This is a genomic window from Nocardiopsis sp. NPDC006938, from assembly GCF_042869555.1.
GTDB lineage: Bacteria > Actinomycetota > Actinomycetes > Streptosporangiales > Streptosporangiaceae > Nocardiopsis.
In genome coordinates this window covers 1-18,717 of sequence record NZ_JBIAGA010000012.1, presented here as the reverse complement: position 1 = coordinate 18,717, position 18,717 = coordinate 1, and the positions used below count along the sequence as shown (strand labels likewise).

The window sequence follows — 18,717 nt, the reverse complement described above, 5'->3', positions numbered from 1 at the left end:
GCGTACCGCCCCGCCGTGACCGGGCACGAGGCCCAGGTCCGGCCGGGGCCCGTCCCCGCGCGACGGGGGCGGGGACCCGGGTCCCCGCCCCCGTCCGTCGTGCCCCGAGGCCGGTTCGTGAGGACCGGCGAGGCCGTGCGGGCACTACTCGCCCTCGGTCTCCTCGGCCTCGGTGCCCTCGCTCGCCTCCGCGCCCTCGGACTCCTCGGCGTCGCCCGAGAGGGTGGCCTCGCGCTGCTCGGTCAGGGCGGCCAGCATCTCCTCCTGCTGGCCGCCGCTCAGACCACGCGTGGACAGGCGGGCCTCGCCCTGGATGTCCTCGTACGTCTTGGGCTCGGCGGTGACGATGTTGTAGTTGGCGTCACAGGACAGGGCGAGCGTGCCGCCCGCTTCGAGGGAGCCGCTGTCGGTGCAGGTCTCGTCGCCGATCTGCTCCTGGGTGAAGGTGACGTCCATGCGGACCAGGACGGTGCCGCTGCCCGAGGCTCCGGCGTCGTGCACGGTGCCGGACCACGTGCAGTGCGGGCCGTCGGCGCACTCCATCTGCGGTTGACCGTCCCAGCTCACCTCGATGCGCGCGTCACGGGAGTCGGTGAGCTCCTCCTCGGTGAGGGTGGTGAGGGTGTCGTAGAGCTCCTCGGCGGCGGCCTCGTCGGCCCGCGCGATGTCCAACCTGACCTGGGGGCCCTTCTCGGCACCCTCGGGGACCAGCTCCTCGATCTCGATGCGCAGGAGCTGCTCGGTCTCGGCGTCGATCCACACCTGGTTGCGCTCGCCGTTGAGGTCGAGCCGGTAGGCGCGGGTGTCGTCCAGGGTCTCCTCGACGGCGTCCTCTCCCTCCAGTCCGATCTCCTGGAGGATCGCGGAGAGCGCGGGCGGGGCGAGCGTGTTCTGCGGGTTGATCCCGGCCTGCGCCGTGGAGGAGCGGACCCAGGTGCCGTCGAACTGGTCGCTGTCGGGCCCGAAGACGTTCTTGTCGAGCCAGAACTCCTCACCGGCCCGCAGGAAGATCTTGCTGTCGGCGGCGACCAGCTCCGCCTCGACCCCGTTGGCGCGAACGGTGCCGTTGGTCGCACCGCCGTCCGCGACGGTCATGGTGGCCTCCTGGACGTCACCGCCCACGGAGGGGGCGACCTGCCCGTCCGCGGTGAGCGCGGGGTAGTCGGCCAGGTCCGTGAGGGCCTTCTCCAGCAGGGGCGCGGCGTCGACCGGGGCCGCCGTCTCCTCGGTGGGGGCGGGCTCGTCGTCACCGCCGCCGAAACCGCATCCGGCCAGTCCCAGAGCGGTGATCGTGCCCACCGCGGCGAGGGCGAGCCGTCCGCCCGCGCGACCCCTGTTGTGAGTAACCGGCGCCATCTTGCCTCCTGACCCCGACCTGTGGGGTGCTGATTCGAATGCGCGTGAAGAAAGGTCGTCGGGAGGTCCCCGGGCGGTGTCACCGCCCCGCCTCTCCGCGACATGGGATGCGTGCGCGGCCCCCGCCGGTCGCGTCCGGTGGGCCCGTGGGTCGGCCCGACCCGGCGTTTGCCGCCGTTCCCCCGAAACCGGGCTGGCCGCCGCGCCGCCCGGAAAGGGTACCGAACACGAGCGCGCACCTCTGCCAACACCACTCCATGAACACGCGCATATCAGCGGAATCCGCGGGCCACGGGCGAAGGAGCAGCCAGAACGCGAACGGGGCCGACGGGGAGAAATCCCCCGTCGGCCCCTGTGTTCCGCCCCACCGTGCCGGTGGTCCGGGACCGGGCTCCTCACCGTTGAGTGCTAGGTCCCGGCTCCCGATGGGGCCGTCTCCCCGCCCGGAGGCGTCGGCGGGGAGGCGGTCTCTCCCTCCCTTTCGTCGAGCTCGTCGAAGGCGTACGCCGACTCCGCGTGGAGCTCGTGGTCCAGACCGTTGGTCTCGACCTCCTCGGTGGTCCGGAAGCCGATGAGCAGGTCGATGACCTTGGCCAGGACCCAGGTGACGACGAACGTGTAGATCATGACGCCGAGGACCGAGACGGTCTGGGCGGCGAGGAGGCCGAGGCCTCCGCCGAGGAACAGGCCCGCGTCGCCACCGCCGGGGACGGCGGGGGAGGCGAGGAACCCGAGCGCGAGGCAGCCGACGACGCCGCCGACCATGTGGACGCCCACGACGTCCAGGGCGTCGTCGTACCGGAAGCGGAACTTCCAGCTGATGGCGTAGGCGCACACCGCGCCGGACAGGGCGCCGACGGCGATGGCCCCGACCGGGGTGACGTTGGCGGCGGCGGGCGTGATGGCCACCAGCCCGGCGATGGCTCCCGAGGCGAAGCCGAGGGCGCTGACCCGGCCCTGGCGCAGGCGTTCGACCAGCATCCAGGCGGCGGTCGCGGCGGCGGTGGCGACCTGGGTGTTGACCAGGGCCAGAGCGGCCTGCTCGTTGGCGGCGTAGGCGGAGCCGCCGTTGAAGCCGAACCAGCCGAACCAGAGCAGGGCCGCGCCGAGCAGCACGAACGGCAGGTTGTGCGGGCGCATCGACTCGGCGCCGAAGCCCTTGCGGCGTCCGAGGACCAGCACCAGCGCCAGGGCGGCGGCGCCGGCGTTGATGTGCACGGCCGTGCCGCCCGCGAAGTCGATCACCTCGGGCAGCCCGGTGAACTCGTGCATCCGGGCGATCCAACCGCCGCCCCACACCCAGTGGGCCACGGGGAAGTAGACCAGGAGCGCCCAGACCGGAGCGAACAGCAGCCACGCGCCGAACTTGGCGCGGTCGGCGATGGCACCGCTGATCAGGGCCACGGTGATGACCGCGAACATCAGCTGGAAGCCCGCGTCGACCAGCAGCGGGTAGCCGCCGTCGGTGCCGTCCACCGGCTCCACCTCGGTCAGGAGCGAGGTGAGGCCCACGTGGTCGAGTCCGCCGACGAACAGGTCGAGGGCGCCGTAGCCCGGCGCGTAGGTCAGTGAGTGGCCGACCAGGACCCACAGGACGCTGACGACGGCGATACTGCCGAAGCTCATCAGCATCATGTTGAGGACGCTCTTGGCCCGTGACATGCCTCCGTAGAAGAAGGCCAGGCCCGGGGTCATGAGCATCACCAGCGCGGCGCTCATCAGCAGCCACGCGGTGTTGCCGGTGTCGATCATGTCGTCGCCTCCGTTGCACGGACGGGGGATGGTCGTGGGTGGCGGCGGACGCCGGGCACGTCCTCGGGTCCGGTGCGCCGGCCACGGCGACCACTCTCCGACCGGGGTGTTTCCCGGCCGGGCCCGACGTGTTGCGCGTCCGTAAAAGCACGGGCGGGGGTGTTAAGCCGACGTGAACGGGGTGTGCTCCCGGAGACGACGAACGGCCGGACCCCGTCTCTGGGGGTCCGGCCGCTGGGGCCGCGAGGGTGCGGCGGGCGCTGGCCTCGGCTCAGCCGAGGATGGCGTCCACGAAGACCTCGGGGTCGAAGGGCGCGAGGTCGTCGGGGCCCTCGCCGAGCCCGACGAGCTTGACGGGCACGCCCAGCTCGCGCTGGACCTGGACGATGATGCCGCCCTTGGCGGTGCCGTCGAGCTTGGTCAGGGCGATGCCGGTGACGTTGACGACCTCGGCGAACACGCGCGCCTGGCGCAGGCCGTTCTGGCCGGTGGTGGCGTCCAGGACGAGCAGGACCTCGTCGACCCGGGACTTCTTCTCCACGACGCGCTTGACCTTGCCCAGCTCGTCCATCAGGCCGGTCTTGGTGTGCAGGCGTCCCGCGGTGTCGATGATCACGGTGTCGGCGCCGTCGTCGATACCCCGGGCGACGGCGTCGAAGGCCACGCTGGCGGGGTCGGCGCCCTCCTCCTTGCGGACGACCGGCGCGCCGACCCTGCTGCCCCAGGTCTGGAGCTGTTCGCTGGCGGCGGCGCGGAAGGTGTCGGCGGCGCCGAGCACGACGCTGCGCCCGTCACCGACCAGGACGCGGGCGAGCTTGCCGGTGGTGGTGGTCTTCCCGGTGCCGTTGACGCCGACGATCATGATGACGGCCGGGTTGTCGCCGTGGGGTTCGGTGCGCACGGCGCGGTCGGCGTCGGTGGTGATCTGCTTGAGGAGTTCCTCGCGGAGCAGGGCGCGGACCTCGCCGGTCTCGCGGGTGCCGAGCACCTTGACCCGGGTGCGCAGGTTCTCGACGATCTGGGTGGCCGAGGTGACACCGATGTCGGCGGTGATCAGGGTGTCCTCGATCTCCTCCCAGGTGTCCTCGTCCAGGTTCTTGGCGGAGAGCAGGCTGAGCAGACCCTGACCGAAGGAGCTCTGTGAGCGGGCCAGGCGGGCGCGCAGGCGGACCATGCGCCCGGCCGACGGCGGGGGGGTCTCGATCTCGGGGGCGGCGGGCTCGGCCGGGGCGGGAGCCGCGGCCTCCTCTGCCGGAGGGGCGTGGGCGGGGGGCCGCTGGGCCGCTTCCCCGTCCCTCTCACGGTCTTCTTCTGGGGCGGCGGCACCGGGCTCCCCGGTGACCTCGGGCTTGGCTTCTTCCTCACTCGGCTTGACCGAGCGTCCGGCCCTGACCAGGAAGAACCCACCAACCGCCAGGAGGGCGACGACGACGATGATGCTGACGAGCAAGGTGATGTCCATAGCGTTCACCAGTCTCCCAGAGTGTCCGACGCGTTCGTGTCACGCCCCGGTGGCGTGCCGGGAACGGTCGGGGGGCGGTGTCGGCGGTGTCAGGTGCCGCGGTGGCGCGTGGTGCGCAGGATGAGAATGAAGAAGGGGGCCCCGAGGAAGGCGGTGACCACACCGATGGGGAGTTCGGCGGGGGCGACCACCGTGCGCGCCACGATGTCCACCAGGACGAGGAAGGCCCCGCCCATGAGGACGGTGACGGGCAGGATCGCCCGGTAGTTGGAACCGACCAGGCGGCGCACGATGTGCGGGACGACGATGCCGACGAAGCCGATGAGCCCGCTGACGGAGACGGCGGCCGCCGTGGCGAGGGAGGCGGCGGCGATCACGACCATCCGCACGACGACGGGGTTGAGGCCGAGGCTGACGGCCTTGTCGTCGCCCAGTGCGAGCATGTCGAGCAGGTAGCCGGACACCAGCAGGACCACGAGGCCGACGACGGCGTAGGGGGCGATGAGGCGGACGTCGTCCCAGCCGCCCCGGCCGAGACCGCCCAGGAGCCACGCGTAGATACGTTGCAGCTGGTCCACGCCCATCTGCTGGACGAGGGTCTGGGCGGCCGACAGGAACGAGGAGACGGCGACCCCGGCCAGGACGAGGGCGGCGGTTCCCCCTCCCCCGGCGGTGGAGCCGAGCAGGTAGGCGGCGGCCACCCCGGCCAGTGCCCCGACGAAGGCCGCCACTGGGACGAGGGCCCGCGGGTCGGCGAGCACCTCGTGGCCGAAGACCATGACCATCGTGGCGCCCAGCCCCGCGCCGGCCGCGGCGCCGAGCAGGAAGGGGTCGGCCAGGGGGTTGCGGAAGACGCCCTGGTAGGCGCCGCCCGCCGTGGCCAGCAGGGCGCCGACGACGGCGCCCATCACCACGCGGGGCAGGCGCAGCTCCATGAGCAGCGCCTCCTGCCTCTCGGTGAGCGGTGTCTCGACACCGAACGGCAGGAGGCTGAGCAGGTGGCGCAGGATGTCGGCCGCGGAGATCGACGCGGCTCCCGCCGCGACGCCGAGGACCCCGGCGGCGAACAGGGCGGCCGCACCGCCCAGGACCCAGCCCAGGGGAACCCCGAAGCCCTTCACGTCCCGCCCTCCTCGCTCTCTCCCCCGTCGCCCGCCGGGCCCGGAGGCTCCCGGGTCCGGCGGGCGGTGTCGGTCCTACTGGTTCGCGGACTCGGTGACCGCCTCGCCCACGGAGCGGGCGAAGTCGACCACGCGCGGCCCCCAGCGGGAGGAGGTGTCGGCGTCCAGGAGGTACACCGAGCCGTTCTCGACCGCGGAGACGGTGTCGAAGGCCGGGCGCTCGGCGACCGCGTCCACGGACGACTCGTCGCCGTAGGACAGGAAGATGAGGTCGGGGTCCTCCTCGACCACGAACTCGGCGGACAGCTGCGGGTAGCCGCCGCTCTCTCCGTCGTCGGCCTGGTCGGCGATGTTGACGAGGCCGAAGGCGTCGTAGACCTGGCCGACGAAGGTGCCGGAGGTGGCGGAGAACAGGGTGTCGTCGAGCTCCTGGTAGAAGGTCAGTTCGGTGCCGCCGATCTCGGCGCAGGCGGCCTCGACGATCTCCCCGATCTCGGACTCGATCCGGTCGGCCTCGGTGTCGGCCTCATCGGTGCGGCCGGTGACGTCGCCGAGCAGGCGGATCTGCGCGTAGACGTCCTCCAGCCCGGCGGCACCGGGCAGGACCAGCACGGGGATGTCGACCGCTTCGAGCTGGTCGGCGGTGTCGACGGCGCTGTCGGCGAGGATGACGAGGTCGGGGTCGTACTCGCTGATCGCCTCGACGTTGGGCGTGAATCCGCTGAGGTCCGTGGTGGGGGCCTCGGCCGGGTAGTCGGAGTAGTCGTCGACCGCCTCGACCTGGTCGCCCGCGCCGATGGCGAACAGCATCTCGGTGTTGCTCGGCGAGAGCGAGACGATGCGCTCGGGCGCGGCCTCCACGGTGACGTCGCCGACCACGTCGGTCACGGTCACGGGGAAGGTGCCGTCGCCGACGGAGGCGCGGTCGGCCGCGGGCTCGGGGGCCCCGCACCCGGCGGAGGCGGTCCCGTTGTCCTGCGCGGGCTCGGACTCGGGTTCGGCGTCGGTGGTGCCGCAGGCGGTGAGGGCGAGGGTGGCGCCCAGGAGTGCGACGGGGAGGTGACGGGCGATCCGCACGGTGCGGTGCTCCTTCGGTGAACAGGGGAAAGAGCACGACCCGGTCGGGGACGGCCGGTCCTTCCCACGAGGACGGGGTTCGTCGGTGCCGAGGAGGCGACCTGGCTCGTCCCCGCGCGGGCGCGGGGCGTCACAGTTGCGGGGCAGCGCCGGATTTCGCGGGCCGGGTCGGCCGCGGTACCGGACTTCGCTCGTTCGACACCCGTCGTGCCACCGACGGGCGGCACAACCCCTCCACTCTACTCGGCGGCCCGGCCGGGCCCCGGGGCGCCTCCACACCGCGGGGCCGGACGCTCGGCAGCGCCGCGACCTGTGGCTTCCCCGGGAGAACGCCGCTGGGAGCGGTACTCCGGAGCGCGGTACCGAGGCCCACGCCCCGGATTTCTGTTCACTTTTATCCGACCAAGCGCTTTATGTCCCCTTTATTGCTTGTGTGACCCAAGGGGAAATACGCGCCACTTGGATCTCCTACGTGGCCATATTGATCCTCAAAGCACATTGACACCTGTATCGCACACGGCAATGATCTCGTTGCCATGCGCGCCGATTATCCGAATCACGGACGACAGACGGCGTATCCCCCGTGCGCGTACCTCCGCACCCGGCGGATGCCGTTCCCCCATGTCCTGAGGCGCGCACGAGAAGGGAAGTGTTGACAAGGTGGCACCCAACCCGTCACGCCTGGCACCGATCGCCGGGCTGGCACTGCTCGCCGGCCTGGTCGCGGTCACACCCGCCCACGCCGACGAGGGCTCGGAACTCGCGCCCCTCCACCCGGCCCCCACGTCCGGGAACGGCGAACTCACCCACCAGGTCCAGGACCTGTGGTTCATCGAACTGGCGAGCCCTCCCACCTCCGAGGGAACGGCTTCCGCGCTCGTCGAGGACGAGCACGAGGAGTTCCGCGCCGAGGCCGAGGAGATCGGCCTCCAGTACACCGAACGGCTCTCGTTCGGCGAACTGTGGAACGGCCTCTCCGTGGAGATGGACGACGCCCAGGTGACCACGGCTCGGGAGATCCCCGGCGTCGCCGCGATCCACCCCGTCGTCCGCCACGAGATCCCCGACCACGACGACAGCTCACCCGACATGGACACCGCCCTGGGCATGACCGGCGCGGACGTCGTCCAGAGCGAGCTCGGCCTGACCGGCGAGGGCCTGCGCGTGGCCGTCATGGACACGGGCGTCGACTACACCCACCCAGACCTGGGCGGCCCGGGCGGCTTCCCGACCGGCCGCGTCGTCACCGGATACGACTTCGTCGGCGACGACTTCAACGCCAGCGACCCGGCCAAGAGCACCCCCGTCCCCGACGACGACCCGCAGGACTGCAACGGCCACGGCACCCACGTCGCGGGCATCATCGGTGCCCAGGGAGAGGTCACCGGGGTCGCGCCCGACGTCACCTTCGGCGCCTACAAGGTGTTCGGGTGCACCGGTTCCACCACCTCCGACGTCATGATCGCCGCCATGGAGCGGGCGCTCGCCGACGACATGGACGTGCTCAACATGAGCGTGGGCTCCGCCCACTCCTGGCCGCAGTACCCCACCGCCGTCGCCTCGAACAACCTCGTCGACGAGGGCATGGTGGTCGTGGCCTCCATCGGCAACGAGGGCGCCTCCGGGCTCTACTCCGCCGGAGCCCCGGGTCTGGGCGCCGACGTGATCGGCGTCGCCGCCTACGACAACACCCACATCCGCGCCAGTGGCGCCGAGGTCACCCAGAGCGGCGAGACCATCGCCTACATGGAGATGGACGACGCGGTGCTGCCGCCGACGTCCGGCGAGACCGACGAACTCGTGTACGTGGGCCGGGGCTGCCTGGCAGCGGGCGACGAGCTCGAAGGGGACCCCGAGGGCCGCACCGCCCTCATGGTCCGGGGCGAGTGCACCTTCGGCGAGAAGTACGACGCCGCGCTGGCCGCCGGGGCCACCGGTGTCGTCATCCACAACAACCTGCCGGGCATGTTCGCGGGCGGCGGCATCGTCGACCAGGGCGCGTTCGCCGTGGGAGTCTCCGACGAGGCCGGGGCGCACCTGCGCGAACTCCTGGAGGGCGGCGGCCCCGTGACCCTGACCTGGACCGGCGAGGAGACCACCATCCCCAACCCGACCGGCGGCCTGATCAGCAGCTTCAGCTCCTACGGCATGTCCCCCGACCTGGACATCAAGCCGGACCTGGGAGCGCCCGGCGGACTGATCAACTCCACCTACCCGATGGCCAAGGGCGGCTACGCGACCGTCAGCGGCACCTCGATGTCGTCCCCGCACGTCGCGGGCGGCGTCGCCCTGCTGCTGGAGGCACGTCCCGACCTCGCCGCCCACGACGTGCGCGGCGTCCTCCAGAACACCGCCAACCCCACGGCGTGGTGGGGCAACCCGGACCTGGGTGTCCTGGACAACGTCCACCGCCAGGGCGCGGGCATGCTCGACGTCCCCGGCTCGATCCTGACCACCACCGCGCTGACCCCCGCGAAGCTGCCGCTGGGCGCCACCGAGGGACCGGTGACCGAGAGCGTCACCATCACCAACGACGGTGAGGAGACGGCCACCTACGCGATCGCGCACGCCCCCGCGCTGGGCACGCACGGCGACACCTACGCGCCGTCCTTCAACGACACCTACGCCGGAGTCGCCTTCAGCACCGACGAGGTGACCCTCGCCCCCGGCGCCTCCACCGACGTCGACGTGACCGTCACTCCGCCCGCCCGCGACCACGCGCAGATGGTCTATGGCGGCTACGTCGAGGTCACCGAGACCGGCACGGACGCGACCGTCCGCGTTCCCTACGCCGCCTACAACGGCGACTACCAGGAGATCGAGGCGATGACCCCGATCACCGACGCCAACGGGAACGTCCACGAGCTGCCCTGGCTGACCCGCATCACCGAGTGCTCGGTCTTCACGGGCCTGGAGTGCGCGGACAGCAATGGCGGCGCGTTCCGGAACCAGCCGGACGGGGCCACCTACACGATGGACTGGGTGGACGGCCTACCGGACGTGCCGTACGTCATCGCCCACTTCGACCACCACGTCACCCGGCTGGAGATGACCGTGGTCGACGAACGCACCGGCCGTCCGGTCCACCCGGACCGCAACCTGGCGGTCAGTGTCGACCACGTCAACCGGAGCGCCACCAGCACGTCGTTCTTCAGCTACGTCTGGGACGGCACCGTGGTGGACTCCCGCGACCGGGTGACCGACGTCCGCGACGGTGACTACCGTCTGCGGGCCCGGGCGCTGAAGGCGCTCGGCGACCCGGACAACCCGGACCACTGGGAGACCTGGACCTCGCCGGTCATCACCATCGACCGGGGCTGATCCGGAGCGCTCGTGGTCGTCGCGGGGCCGTCCTCCCCTCCGGGAGGGCGGCCCCGCCGACGTATCGGGGTCGTGGGAGACCGGGCGTACACTGCGAGATCGGGCCATCGCCCAACCCCCCCAATCCGAAGGGACACACCCAGCCATGTCGGGATTTCGCGACTTCTTCCGTAGGCACTGACCCGTGCCCGCGGCGCTCAACCAAGCCGAGTACGAGGAGATCCTGCACCTCACGCTGACCAACCGCAAGGTCCAGGCCATCATGCGCATCCGGGAACTCACCGGGATGGGCCTGGTCAGAGCCAGGAAACTCGCCGAGGCCATTGAGACGGGGCGCTGGACCCCGGCACCCGACCCGGGCCGGGGCTTCGCCGACCTGGTACGGGAGCTGTTGGAACGCGAGGCCGAAGAGAGCCGGATGGCCGAAGACGAGGCCCGCTGCACAGGCAGCCTCGACCAGCCCTGACGGAGGAACGGCTCCGGCCCTCGACCAGGGAACGGCCACAGAGCCGGGGTCTGGCTCCAGACCCCGGCTAGGACTCGCCGTCCTTGGGCCGCGGGAGCTTCACCAGAGCGTAGGCGAAGCACAGGCTGGAGGGCAGGGCCAGCGCCAACGACAGAATGGCGCGGCTCTTCTGCCGCTCCGAGCAGGAGGAGTCCACCCACTCCTGTCGGATCATCTGCTCGATGTCCTCGCCCCAGTCGCGGCGGTCGTCCCACAGGGCGGGCCCCACCCACACGACCGGAGAGCAGCGCAGGCGCCCCTCCTCGCCCGGCGGTGGCTGCACGCGGTACGAGGTGCCCAGGAGCAGCATCATCGTGAACACACCGGTGCCCCCGACCGCCATACTGGCGCGGACCGCGCCGGGGAAGTGGCGCATCCGCTGTCGGGCCCACAGCACGAGGGGGATGAAGAACACGGCGTCCGTTTCGACCTGAAGGTTGGGGTTGGTGCTGGCACTGCAACCGCCAGGCTAGGGCCCACGGCACGCCGGGAGCCGCGTCGGGGCACCGGTGTCAGAGTGACCTCCGCCACCCGACCGCCGCGCACCGGTCGACCTCCACCGGGACCCGAAGGGGTCAGGGCGAGCGCGGAGGCTCGTCGCCGACCGAACGCCCGGCGGCGGGGCTCCCGGCCGAGGCGGCGACGTCGGCCAGGACGCGCGCCCGGGTGAGGGCCGCCAAGAAGAGGGTGCCGACGACCCCGAACAGCAGTGCCCAACCCACCCGGGCATTGGCCAACCCCGCGCAGGTGGCCTCACTGACCCCCTGCGGCGTCAGCACCCACGCGGCTCGGCCGAGCACCGGAGGGCAGTCCGGTCCCTCGGACTGTGAGGAGACCCCCGTCAGGAACTGTGGCCAGGCCACGTCGGTCGTCAGCAGGAGCACCATGACCCCGTACGCCACCCACACGGCCACTCTGAGCGGGATCAGCGACCGCCGGTCCCCCTTCGGCCGCTCCACCTTCTTCGGCCAGCAGAGGAAGCCCACCAGGAGCACGGTCAGCAGGACCGCGCCCGTCAGATTGAAGGCGTCCTGGGGCTCCACGGTCCACTCCTCACGGTGATCCGGCACGACGGAGGCAGGGTACCGATCCGTCGCGGACCGTCACGAGGCGGGGCGGTCGAGCTTCTGGCTGATCACCTGGGAGATCCCGTCACCCTGCATGGTGACGCCGTACAGGGCGTCGGCCGCCTCCATGGTGCGCTTCTGGTGCGTGATCACGATGAGCTGCGAGGACTCCCTCAGCTCCTCGAAGATCACCAGCAGGCGCTGGAGGTTGGTGTCGTCCAGGGCGGCCTCGACCTCGTCCATCACGTAGAAGGGCGACGGGCGGGCCTTGAAGATGGCCGCGAGGAACGCCACCGCCGTGAGCGAGCGCTCGCCGCCGGACAGCAGGGACAGCCGCTTGACCTTCTTACCCGGCGGCCGGGCCTCAACCTCGATACCCGTGGTGAGCATGTCCTCGGGGGTGGTCAGCACCAGCCGCCCCTCACCTCCGGGGAACAGGCGCCCGAAGATCGCCGCGAACTCGCGCTCCACGTCCAGGTAGGCGGACGAGAACACCTCCTGGACCCGGGCGTCCACCTCGGCGACGATCTCCATCAGGTCGCGGCGGGTCTTCTTCAGATCCTCCAGCTGCGCGTTCAGGAACGCGTGGCGCTCCTCCAGGGCCGCGAACTCCTCCAACGCCAGCGGGTTGATCTTGCCCAGCTGGTTGAGCTGCCGCTCGGCGACCTTGAGCCGCTTGGCCTGCACCTCACGAACGTACGGCAGCGGGATCGCGTCCTCGTCGGCGTCGGCCGCCGGGGGCACCGGAACGCGGGGACCGTACTCGGCGATCAGGGTGGGCACGTCCACGCCCAGCTCCTCCAACGCCCTGGTCTCCAGCTGTTCCAGGCGCATACGGCGCTCGGCACGCGCCACCTCGCCGCTGTGCGCGGAGCTGGTGAGCTTCTCCAGCTCCACGGAGAGCTCGCGGACCCGGGCCCGCACGGTCTTCAGCTCGCCGTCGCGGGCCTCGCGCTCGGCCTCGGCCGCGACCCGTTCGGTCTCGGCGGCGGCCAGCGACACGGCGATCCGCTCCAGTGTGAGCCGGGCACTCTCCACGACGGCCCGCGCGACCGTGGCCTGGGCGGCCCGGTCGCGGCGCCGCTCGGCCTCGCGCTCCACCGCCCGACGCTCCTCGGCGGCCTGGGCCAGCAGGGCGTCGGCCCGGCCCGCGATGGAGCGCGCCCGCTCCTCGGCGGTGCGCACGGCCAGTCGTCGCTCCATCTCGGCGGCGCGGGCCCGGGAGGCCAGGGCGGAGAGCTCGTCGCGGTGGTCGGCGTCGGGCGCCTCCTCCTCCACTGCGGCGGAGATCTCCTCGGCCTCCGCCAGCTCCTCCTCCAGCCGCTCCAGCTTCTGGGCGTCCTCGCCCCGGGCGGCGGCCGCCTTGGCCGCGGCGGCCGCGTACCGCTCGGACTCGGCCTCGGCGGAACGGGCCTGCCCGCCCAGCTTGCCCAGACGCTGCGCGGACTCGTTGCGTCTGCGGTCGCTCTGGCGGCGCCGGGCGGTGACCTCCTCGGCGGCCGCCGCGACCTCGGCCCGCTCGCGCTTCTTCTCCTCCAGCTCCACGGCGACGCGCTTGGCCGCCTCGGTGGCGGCCTCCAGACGTTCGGCGGCCTCGTCCACCGCCGCCTGGACCTCCAGGAGGCTGGGCGCGGCGGCGGTTCCGCCGTGGACCATGGCGGCGGCGAACACGTCACCCTCGGGAGTGACCGCGCGGACCTTCGGCAGCGCTGAGACCAGGGCCCGGGCCCGCGCCGTGTCGGGGACCAGGGCGACCCGGTCCAGGAGCGCGGTGACCGCGTCGCGCAGGTGGTCGGGCGCGGTGACGGCGTCGGCGGCGTAGCGCCCGTCACCGGGCAGGTCTGGCCAGTCGGCGCGGTCGGCGGACGGCACGGCGCGGGCCACGACGATCCCGGCCCGACCGGCGTCCTCGGACTTGAGCAGTTCCAGGGCGGCGGCGGCGCTGTCCTCGTCGCGGACCGCGACCGCCCCCGCGGCCACCCCGAAGGCGGCCGCCACAGCGGTCTCGTGTCCGGGTTCGACCTGGACGAGTGCGGCCAGGCCGCCGAGCATGCCCGGGAGCCCCGCCTCCAGGAGGGTGCCGGCCCCGTCCTTGTGCGCGAGACCGAGTTCGAGGGCCTCCTTGCGGGCGGCCAGGGCGGCGCGCTCGCCCTCGGCGGAGCGCTCGGTGTCGCGGAGCTGGTTGAGCTCGGACTCCACCGCGGAGAGCCGCTGGGCGAAGCGCTCCTGGCTCTCGTCGAGTTCGGCGTCCCCCTCGTCGAGTCCGGCGGACTCCTCGGCGGCCATCTCGTACTCGTCCTGGGCGGCGGTGGCGCGCTCCGCGGCCTGCCGGGCGGCCTCCTCCAGCCGGGTGATCTCGGCCTCGTTGGAGGTCAGCCGTCCGCGCAGGCCCTCAACCCGGGCGGACAGCCGGACGATGCCCTCACGGCGTTCGGCGGCCGCGCGGGAGGCGGCCTCCAGTCGGCGTTCCTCACGCTGCAGGGCGTCCTCGGCGGCGGCGCGCTCGGTGACACTGGTCTCCAGGACCTCGCGGGCCTCCTCCAGCCGGGTCTGGAGCTCCTCCTCCTGGGCGGCGGCCTCCTCGGCCTCCATCTCCAGTTCCTCGGGGTCGCGGCGCTGGACGACCTCACCCTGGACGGCGATCAGGTTCTGGTGGCGTTCGGTGGCCAGGCCGCGCACGCCGTCGAGGCGTTCGGTGAGGCGGGAGAGCGCGTGGTAGGTCTCGGTGGCCCGGGTCAGGGCGGGGGCCGCGGCGGTGGCCCGCTCCTCCAGTTCGGCCTCGCGCGCCTGCGCCTGGTTGAGGGCGGTCTCGGCGGCTCCGCGCCGGGTCAGGACCTCCTTCTCGTCCGCCTCCTCCTTGGCCAGCTGGTCGGTGAGGGTGACGATGTCGTCCGCGAGCAGGCGGAGCCGGGCGTCGCGCAGGTCGGCCTGGATGACGGCGGCCCGGCGGGCCAGCTCGGCCTGTCGGCCCAGGGGTTTGAGCTGACGGCGGAGCTCGGCGGTGAGGTCGGTGACGCGGTCCAGGTTGCCCTGCATCGCGTTGAGCTTGCGGATCGCCCGCTCTTTGCGCTTGCGGTGCTTGAGGATGCCGGCGGCCTCCTCGATGAGGGCGCGGCGGTCCTCGGGCCCGGCGTGCAGGACGGTGTCCAGCTGCCCCTGGCCGACGATGACGTGCATCTCCCGGCCGATGCCGGAGTCGCTGAGCAGGTCCTGGATGTCGAGCAGACGGCAGGTGTCGCCGTTGATCGCGTATTCGGAGCCGCCGTTGCGGAACATCGTCCGCTTGATGGTGACCTCGGTGTAGTCGATCGGCAGCGCGCCGTCGGTGTTGTCGATGGTGAGGCTGACCTCGGCTCGGCCCAGGGCCTGGCGGGTGGAGGTGCCCGCGAAGATCACGTCCTCCATCTTGCCGCCGCGCAGGGACTTGGCTCCCTGCTCGCCCATCACCCAGGAGAGGGCGTCCACGACGTTGGACTTACCGGAGCCGTTGGGCCCCACGACGCAGGTGATGCCGGGTTCGAAGCGCAGGGTGGTGGCCGACGCGAACGACTTGAAGCCGCGCAGCGTCAGATTCTTCAGGTACACCCACGCCTCCCACGACGTTCACCGTCCTCGCCACGTGCGTTCGTCACGGGGCCGACACCAAGGGTGCCATGAAGCCGCGTGTGACGTGCGACGTTGGGAGACAAGCGGGTGTGGAACCCGGTTTCGGCAGCCCCGGGAGGGGCGGCCGACCGGTGGTACGGCGAACGCGCGCGCCCCGCGTGAACACGGAGGGTTGCGTGGGGTGCCGCCGGGTACAACGGTAAAGGTAACCGCAAGGGAAGGGAAAGCGAGTGCGGTTTCGGGTCCCGTTCGGGACACCAAAGGCACGGACCGATCCGTGTCGTCTCCACGACGGTCCGGGATGACCGGCCAGGGACGCCAGTGTGGCCGCGGCGTCCCCGTCAGTGGATCATCGTTCGTGCGCCGCCCATGGGCCGTGGTGCACGGCCCTCACGGCGTCACGGTGTCAGGCGAGCGCGGGCTCGCGGTCTGTCGCACCGGAGGCGACGTCGGTAACGGCCATGCTGAGCTGGTCGTTCTGTGACTGAAGACGGCCGATCTCGTCTTCGAGGTCGCGTACCCGCTTCTGAAGCCGTCGCATCTCCGAGACCATACGAGGGTCGGAGCCGCCGACGTGGCCGAACAGAGCCTTCGCCATGATGTGGGTCCTCCACACTGAGTGACCAGTTGGGATGCGCGCATACGTGTCCCCGTGTGTACCCGTAGCCCCGGGTTGTCGCGGGGCGACTCCACGGTCGGAAGTTGCGCGGTGTGTCTTCCAGAGTCTCACTCCGCGCGCGACTGGTCAAGATTGGATTACAACAGTCCGTAACGACCACACACCAGGCAGGAACAGCCAGGGAACGTGGCACCGCACGGTCAGAACGTGACCCACCCCCGACACTGACGCCGGAACGCGCCGCCCTCGAACGGCTGGCGCGGTGGTCTCCGTGTGTCGCGGCACCCGTCTGCTGCCCGGTCGAGCCGCCCCACGGTCGATGCTCGAACCGCGTTACGCCTCCAGCATACTCACCGCTCGACAAAACCGTCGAAGGAACCCCCCGGCCGAGCCCAGCGTTCCACCACGGAATCGACCCTTCCCGGGGTCTCGCCGCTTCTCAGCTGCCCCAGGAGCCTCTCGCAGCTCTCCCGTGACCCCTCGGCAACCACCTCCACCCGACCGTCGTCGAGGTTGGTGGCGGCTCCGGTGAGCCCGAGCTCCAACCCGCGAGCCCGCGTCCACCAGCGAAAACCCACACCCTGGACCCGTCCGCGCACCCACGCGGTCAGACGAACGGGCTCTCCCTCCATACCCACGACCCCACATCCTCCCTTACCTCACGGAGATACTTTTCTCACCGACACGCCCACCGGTCGCGTACGGGTACCCCCGGAACGCACGGACGGTCCGCGTGCACGAACACTAGGGGACGTCCGGTCCCAGCCCACCGCCCCCTCCACGTCGACGTGGCGCCGCGCGATATGGATTATGGAATCCAGAACCGTGTACGCTGGCGGACATGGCCCGACCACGCACGTTCGACGAGACGTCGGTACTCGACGCCGCAGCCCGCGAGTTCCGCGCGCACGGCTTCGCCGAGACCTCCACCGAACAGCTCTGCGAAGCCGCTGGCGTGCGGCGCAGCAGCCTCTACAACGCCTTCGTCTCCAAGGACGAACTCTTCGTCCGCGCCCTGGAGCACTACACGGACACCATCAGGCAGCGCCAGAGGGCGGTCTTGGCCGACGACACGCGGCCGGGCGCCGAACGGCTACGCGCCCTGGTCGACCTCGTGGTCGGCGAGGAGCGGGAGGCCGCCGGGCACGGCCACGGGGCCGGATGCATGGTCGTGCAGAGCCTCATGGACCCGGACCTGCGCGCACGGGACGCCCGTGTGGCACGCCTCCTCGAACGCGACCTGCGCGAGCGGACCGGCCTCCTCGCGGGGGCCATCCGGGCGGGCCGCGTCGACGGCTCGATCGCCGGGGGCCCCGACCCCGAGGACGGCGCGATGCTCGTCAACACCGTGATCTCCGGGCTGCGCGTCACCGCGCAGACCGGCGCGGACCCCGAGACCCTGCACAAGATCGCCCTCGTCGGGTTGGCCGCCCTCCTGGGCTGACCGGATCGCCCCCTGGGCGGCTCCCCCACCCGCCCTCGTTCACCCCTGCGCTCATTTTGGATTATCAAGTACAGAAAGGCGCCCGCCTTGACCACCACCACGGCACCCCCCACCACGAAGGCGGTCCCCACCGCCGTCCACGTCCTGGCCGCCGGGGTCTTCGCCATGGTCACCAGCGAGTTCACCGTCGCGGGCCTCATGCCCCAGCTCGCGCGGGACCTCGGCACCGGGATCAACCAGATCGGCTACCTCGTCACGGTCTTCGCCGCCGCGATGGCCGTCGGCGGCCCGCTCCTCGCCCTCGCCCTCCTGCGCGTACCGCCCCGAACGGCGCTGATGACCGTCTTCGCCGTGTTCCTGGTCGGCAACGTCACGGCCGCCCTGGCGACCGGCTACCCGATGATGGTGGCCGCCCGGATCGTCAGCGGCGCCGCCTCCCAGGCCTTCTTCGGCATCGCCGTGTCCATGAGCGTCCAGCTGGTCGACGCGCGAACGCGCGGACGCGCCGTCTCGGTCGTGATGAACGGGCTGATGCTCGGCACCCTGCTCGGCCTCCCGCTGGCGACCCTGATCGGCGGCCGGTTCGGCTGGCAGTCGGCGTTCTGGGCGATCTCCGTCATCACCGTGGTCGCGGCCGCCCTGACCCTCGCCCTCGTGCGCGACCCCGCCCGGGACCCCGGGGACGCCGCCGACACGGCGGGGACCCGCTCGGAGCTCGCGGTGTTGCGCCGCCCCCGGTTCCTGCTCGCGCTCGTCTCCAGCACCCTGATCATCGGAGCGACGTTCTCCGTTTTCAGCTTCCTCAGCCCGATCCTCACCGAGGTCACCGGGTTCGCCGAGGGCGCCGTGCCCCTGCTCCTGCTCGCCTACGGAGCCGCGACCCTGGTGGGCAACGTCGTGGTGGGGCGGCTGGCCGACACCCGAACCATCCCCACCCTGCTGGTCGGCACGGGGCTGAACGCGCTCTTCCTGGCGGGATTCGCGCTCCTGACCGACACGCCCCCGCTGGCCCTCGCGTTCGTGCTCGGCATCGGCCTGGTCGGGGTCACGATGAATCCCGCGATGGCGGTACGCGTCCAACGGGCGGGGAGCACGGCACCGCTGGTGAACACCGTGCACGGTTCGTTCATCACCCTCGGCGTGATCATCGGGTCGGCCGCCGGGTCCGCGCTCATCCCGAACCACGGTCTGCGCGCCCCGATCGTCCTCGGCTTCGGCCTCGCGGTCCTGGCGGTCCTCACGATCCTGCCCGCGCTGTCCGACCCCGCGCGGCGCACGAGGGCCGACTCCGCCTAGATGAGTAATTCCCAGGGGTGCGTGGTCTGAGCATGAGGCGAGGGAGCCCATGGTCTTGTTGTGACGCAACACCTGAACTCCCTCGCCCAAG

14 protein-coding genes are annotated in these 18,717 nt (G+C 71.7%); 4 read left to right on the top strand and 10 right to left on the bottom strand.

The genetic code is table 11. From position 1 onward, the window contains the following. Positions 1–144 precede the first annotated feature (144 nt). The 5 genes from ACFYL4_RS18310 to ACFYL4_RS18290 form a co-directional block, all read right to left on the bottom strand. Positions 145–1,356: a hypothetical protein gene (locus ACFYL4_RS18310; protein WP_357767326.1), complete on the bottom strand. Its 1,212-nt coding sequence runs from the start codon at positions 1,354–1,356 to the stop codon at positions 145–147. 408 nt (positions 1,357–1,764) lie between these two features. Then, the gene (locus ACFYL4_RS18305; RefSeq protein WP_357767323.1) at positions 1,765–3,108 is read right to left on the bottom strand and encodes an ammonium transporter; all 1,344 of its coding nucleotides are present in this window, start codon (positions 3,106–3,108) and stop codon (positions 1,765–1,767) included. A gap of 271 nt (positions 3,109–3,379) precedes the next feature. Then, positions 3,380–4,570, bottom strand: a complete 1,191-nt coding sequence (ftsY, locus tag ACFYL4_RS18300; protein ID WP_357767320.1) for a signal recognition particle-docking protein FtsY — start codon at positions 4,568–4,570, stop codon at positions 3,380–3,382. An 89-nt stretch (positions 4,571–4,659) separates the two neighbouring features. After that, positions 4,660–5,691 (bottom strand): FecCD family ABC transporter permease, encoded by a 1,032-nt coding sequence (locus tag ACFYL4_RS18295; protein WP_387519452.1) that lies wholly within the window; start codon positions 5,689–5,691, stop codon positions 4,660–4,662. A 75-nt stretch (positions 5,692–5,766) separates the two neighbouring features. Continuing rightward, positions 5,767–6,768 carry an ABC transporter substrate-binding protein gene (locus ACFYL4_RS18290; RefSeq protein ID WP_387519450.1) on the bottom strand — a complete coding sequence of 334 codons (1,002 nt, stop codon included), beginning with the start codon at positions 6,766–6,768 and terminating at the stop codon, positions 5,767–5,769. A gap of 660 nt (positions 6,769–7,428) precedes the next feature. On the opposite strand from ACFYL4_RS18290, the gene ACFYL4_RS18285 reads away from it, so the two are divergent. Together ACFYL4_RS18285 and ACFYL4_RS18280 are read left to right on the top strand one after the other, a co-directional pair. Further along, positions 7,429–10,089, top strand: coding sequence for a S8 family serine peptidase (locus ACFYL4_RS18285; protein ID WP_387519448.1), 2,661 nt, complete (start codon positions 7,429–7,431; stop codon positions 10,087–10,089). A gap of 184 nt (positions 10,090–10,273) precedes the next feature. Beyond that, complete coding sequence (locus ACFYL4_RS18280; RefSeq protein WP_387519446.1) at positions 10,274–10,555, top strand: 50S ribosomal protein L7/L12; 282 nt, start codon at positions 10,274–10,276, stop codon at positions 10,553–10,555. 67 nt (positions 10,556–10,622) lie between these two features. Here the strand turns inward: ACFYL4_RS18280 and ACFYL4_RS18275 are convergent, their stop codons facing one another. From ACFYL4_RS18275 to ACFYL4_RS18255, 5 genes are all read right to left on the bottom strand, one after another. After that, on the bottom strand, positions 10,623–11,009 hold the full coding sequence (locus tag ACFYL4_RS18275) for a hypothetical protein (protein ID WP_387519444.1): 387 nt from the start codon (positions 11,007–11,009) through the stop codon (positions 10,623–10,625). A gap of 160 nt (positions 11,010–11,169) precedes the next feature. After that, complete coding sequence (locus ACFYL4_RS18270) at positions 11,170–11,664, bottom strand: hypothetical protein (protein ID WP_387519442.1); 495 nt, start codon at positions 11,662–11,664, stop codon at positions 11,170–11,172. 33 nt (positions 11,665–11,697) lie between these two features. Then, a complete protein-coding gene (gene smc, locus ACFYL4_RS18265) occupies positions 11,698–15,246 on the bottom strand; it encodes a chromosome segregation protein SMC (RefSeq protein ID WP_387519440.1) in 3,549 nt (1,182 codons plus the stop codon). A 427-nt stretch (positions 15,247–15,673) separates the two neighbouring features. Then, on the bottom strand, positions 15,674–15,865 hold the full coding sequence (locus ACFYL4_RS18260; RefSeq protein ID WP_357767298.1) for a hypothetical protein: 192 nt from the start codon (positions 15,863–15,865) through the stop codon (positions 15,674–15,676). A gap of 371 nt (positions 15,866–16,236) precedes the next feature. After that, positions 16,237–16,518, bottom strand: a complete 282-nt coding sequence (locus ACFYL4_RS18255) for an acylphosphatase (protein WP_387519633.1) — start codon at positions 16,516–16,518, stop codon at positions 16,237–16,239. A 209-nt stretch (positions 16,519–16,727) separates the two neighbouring features. On the opposite strand from ACFYL4_RS18255, the gene ACFYL4_RS18250 reads away from it, so the two are divergent. Then, complete coding sequence (locus tag ACFYL4_RS18250) at positions 16,728–17,330, top strand: TetR/AcrR family transcriptional regulator (RefSeq protein WP_387519438.1); 603 nt, start codon at positions 16,728–16,730, stop codon at positions 17,328–17,330. 87 nt (positions 17,331–17,417) lie between these two features. Continuing rightward, entirely contained in the window at positions 17,418–18,626 is a 1,209-nt protein-coding gene (locus ACFYL4_RS18245; protein WP_387519436.1) for an MFS transporter, read from the top strand. Positions 18,627–18,717: the final 91 nt, after the last annotated feature.

Coding starts and splice junctions, on each gene's coding strand:
- ACFYL4_RS18310 (WP_357767326.1), bottom strand. CDS start 1,356: ATGGCGCCGGTTACTCACAACAGGGGTCGCGCGGGCGGACGGCTCGCC.
- ACFYL4_RS18305 (WP_357767323.1), bottom strand. CDS start 3,108: ATGATCGACACCGGCAACACCGCGTGGCTGCTGATGAGCGCCGCGCTG.
- ftsY (WP_357767320.1), bottom strand. CDS start 4,570: ATGGACATCACCTTGCTCGTCAGCATCATCGTCGTCGTCGCCCTCCTG.
- ACFYL4_RS18260 (WP_357767298.1), bottom strand. CDS start 15,865: ATGGCGAAGGCTCTGTTCGGCCACGTCGGCGGCTCCGACCCTCGTATG.
- ACFYL4_RS18255 (WP_387519633.1), bottom strand. CDS start 16,518: ATGGAGGGAGAGCCCGTTCGTCTGACCGCGTGGGTGCGCGGACGGGTC.
- ACFYL4_RS18250 (WP_387519438.1), top strand. CDS start 16,728: ATGGCCCGACCACGCACGTTCGACGAGACGTCGGTACTCGACGCCGCA.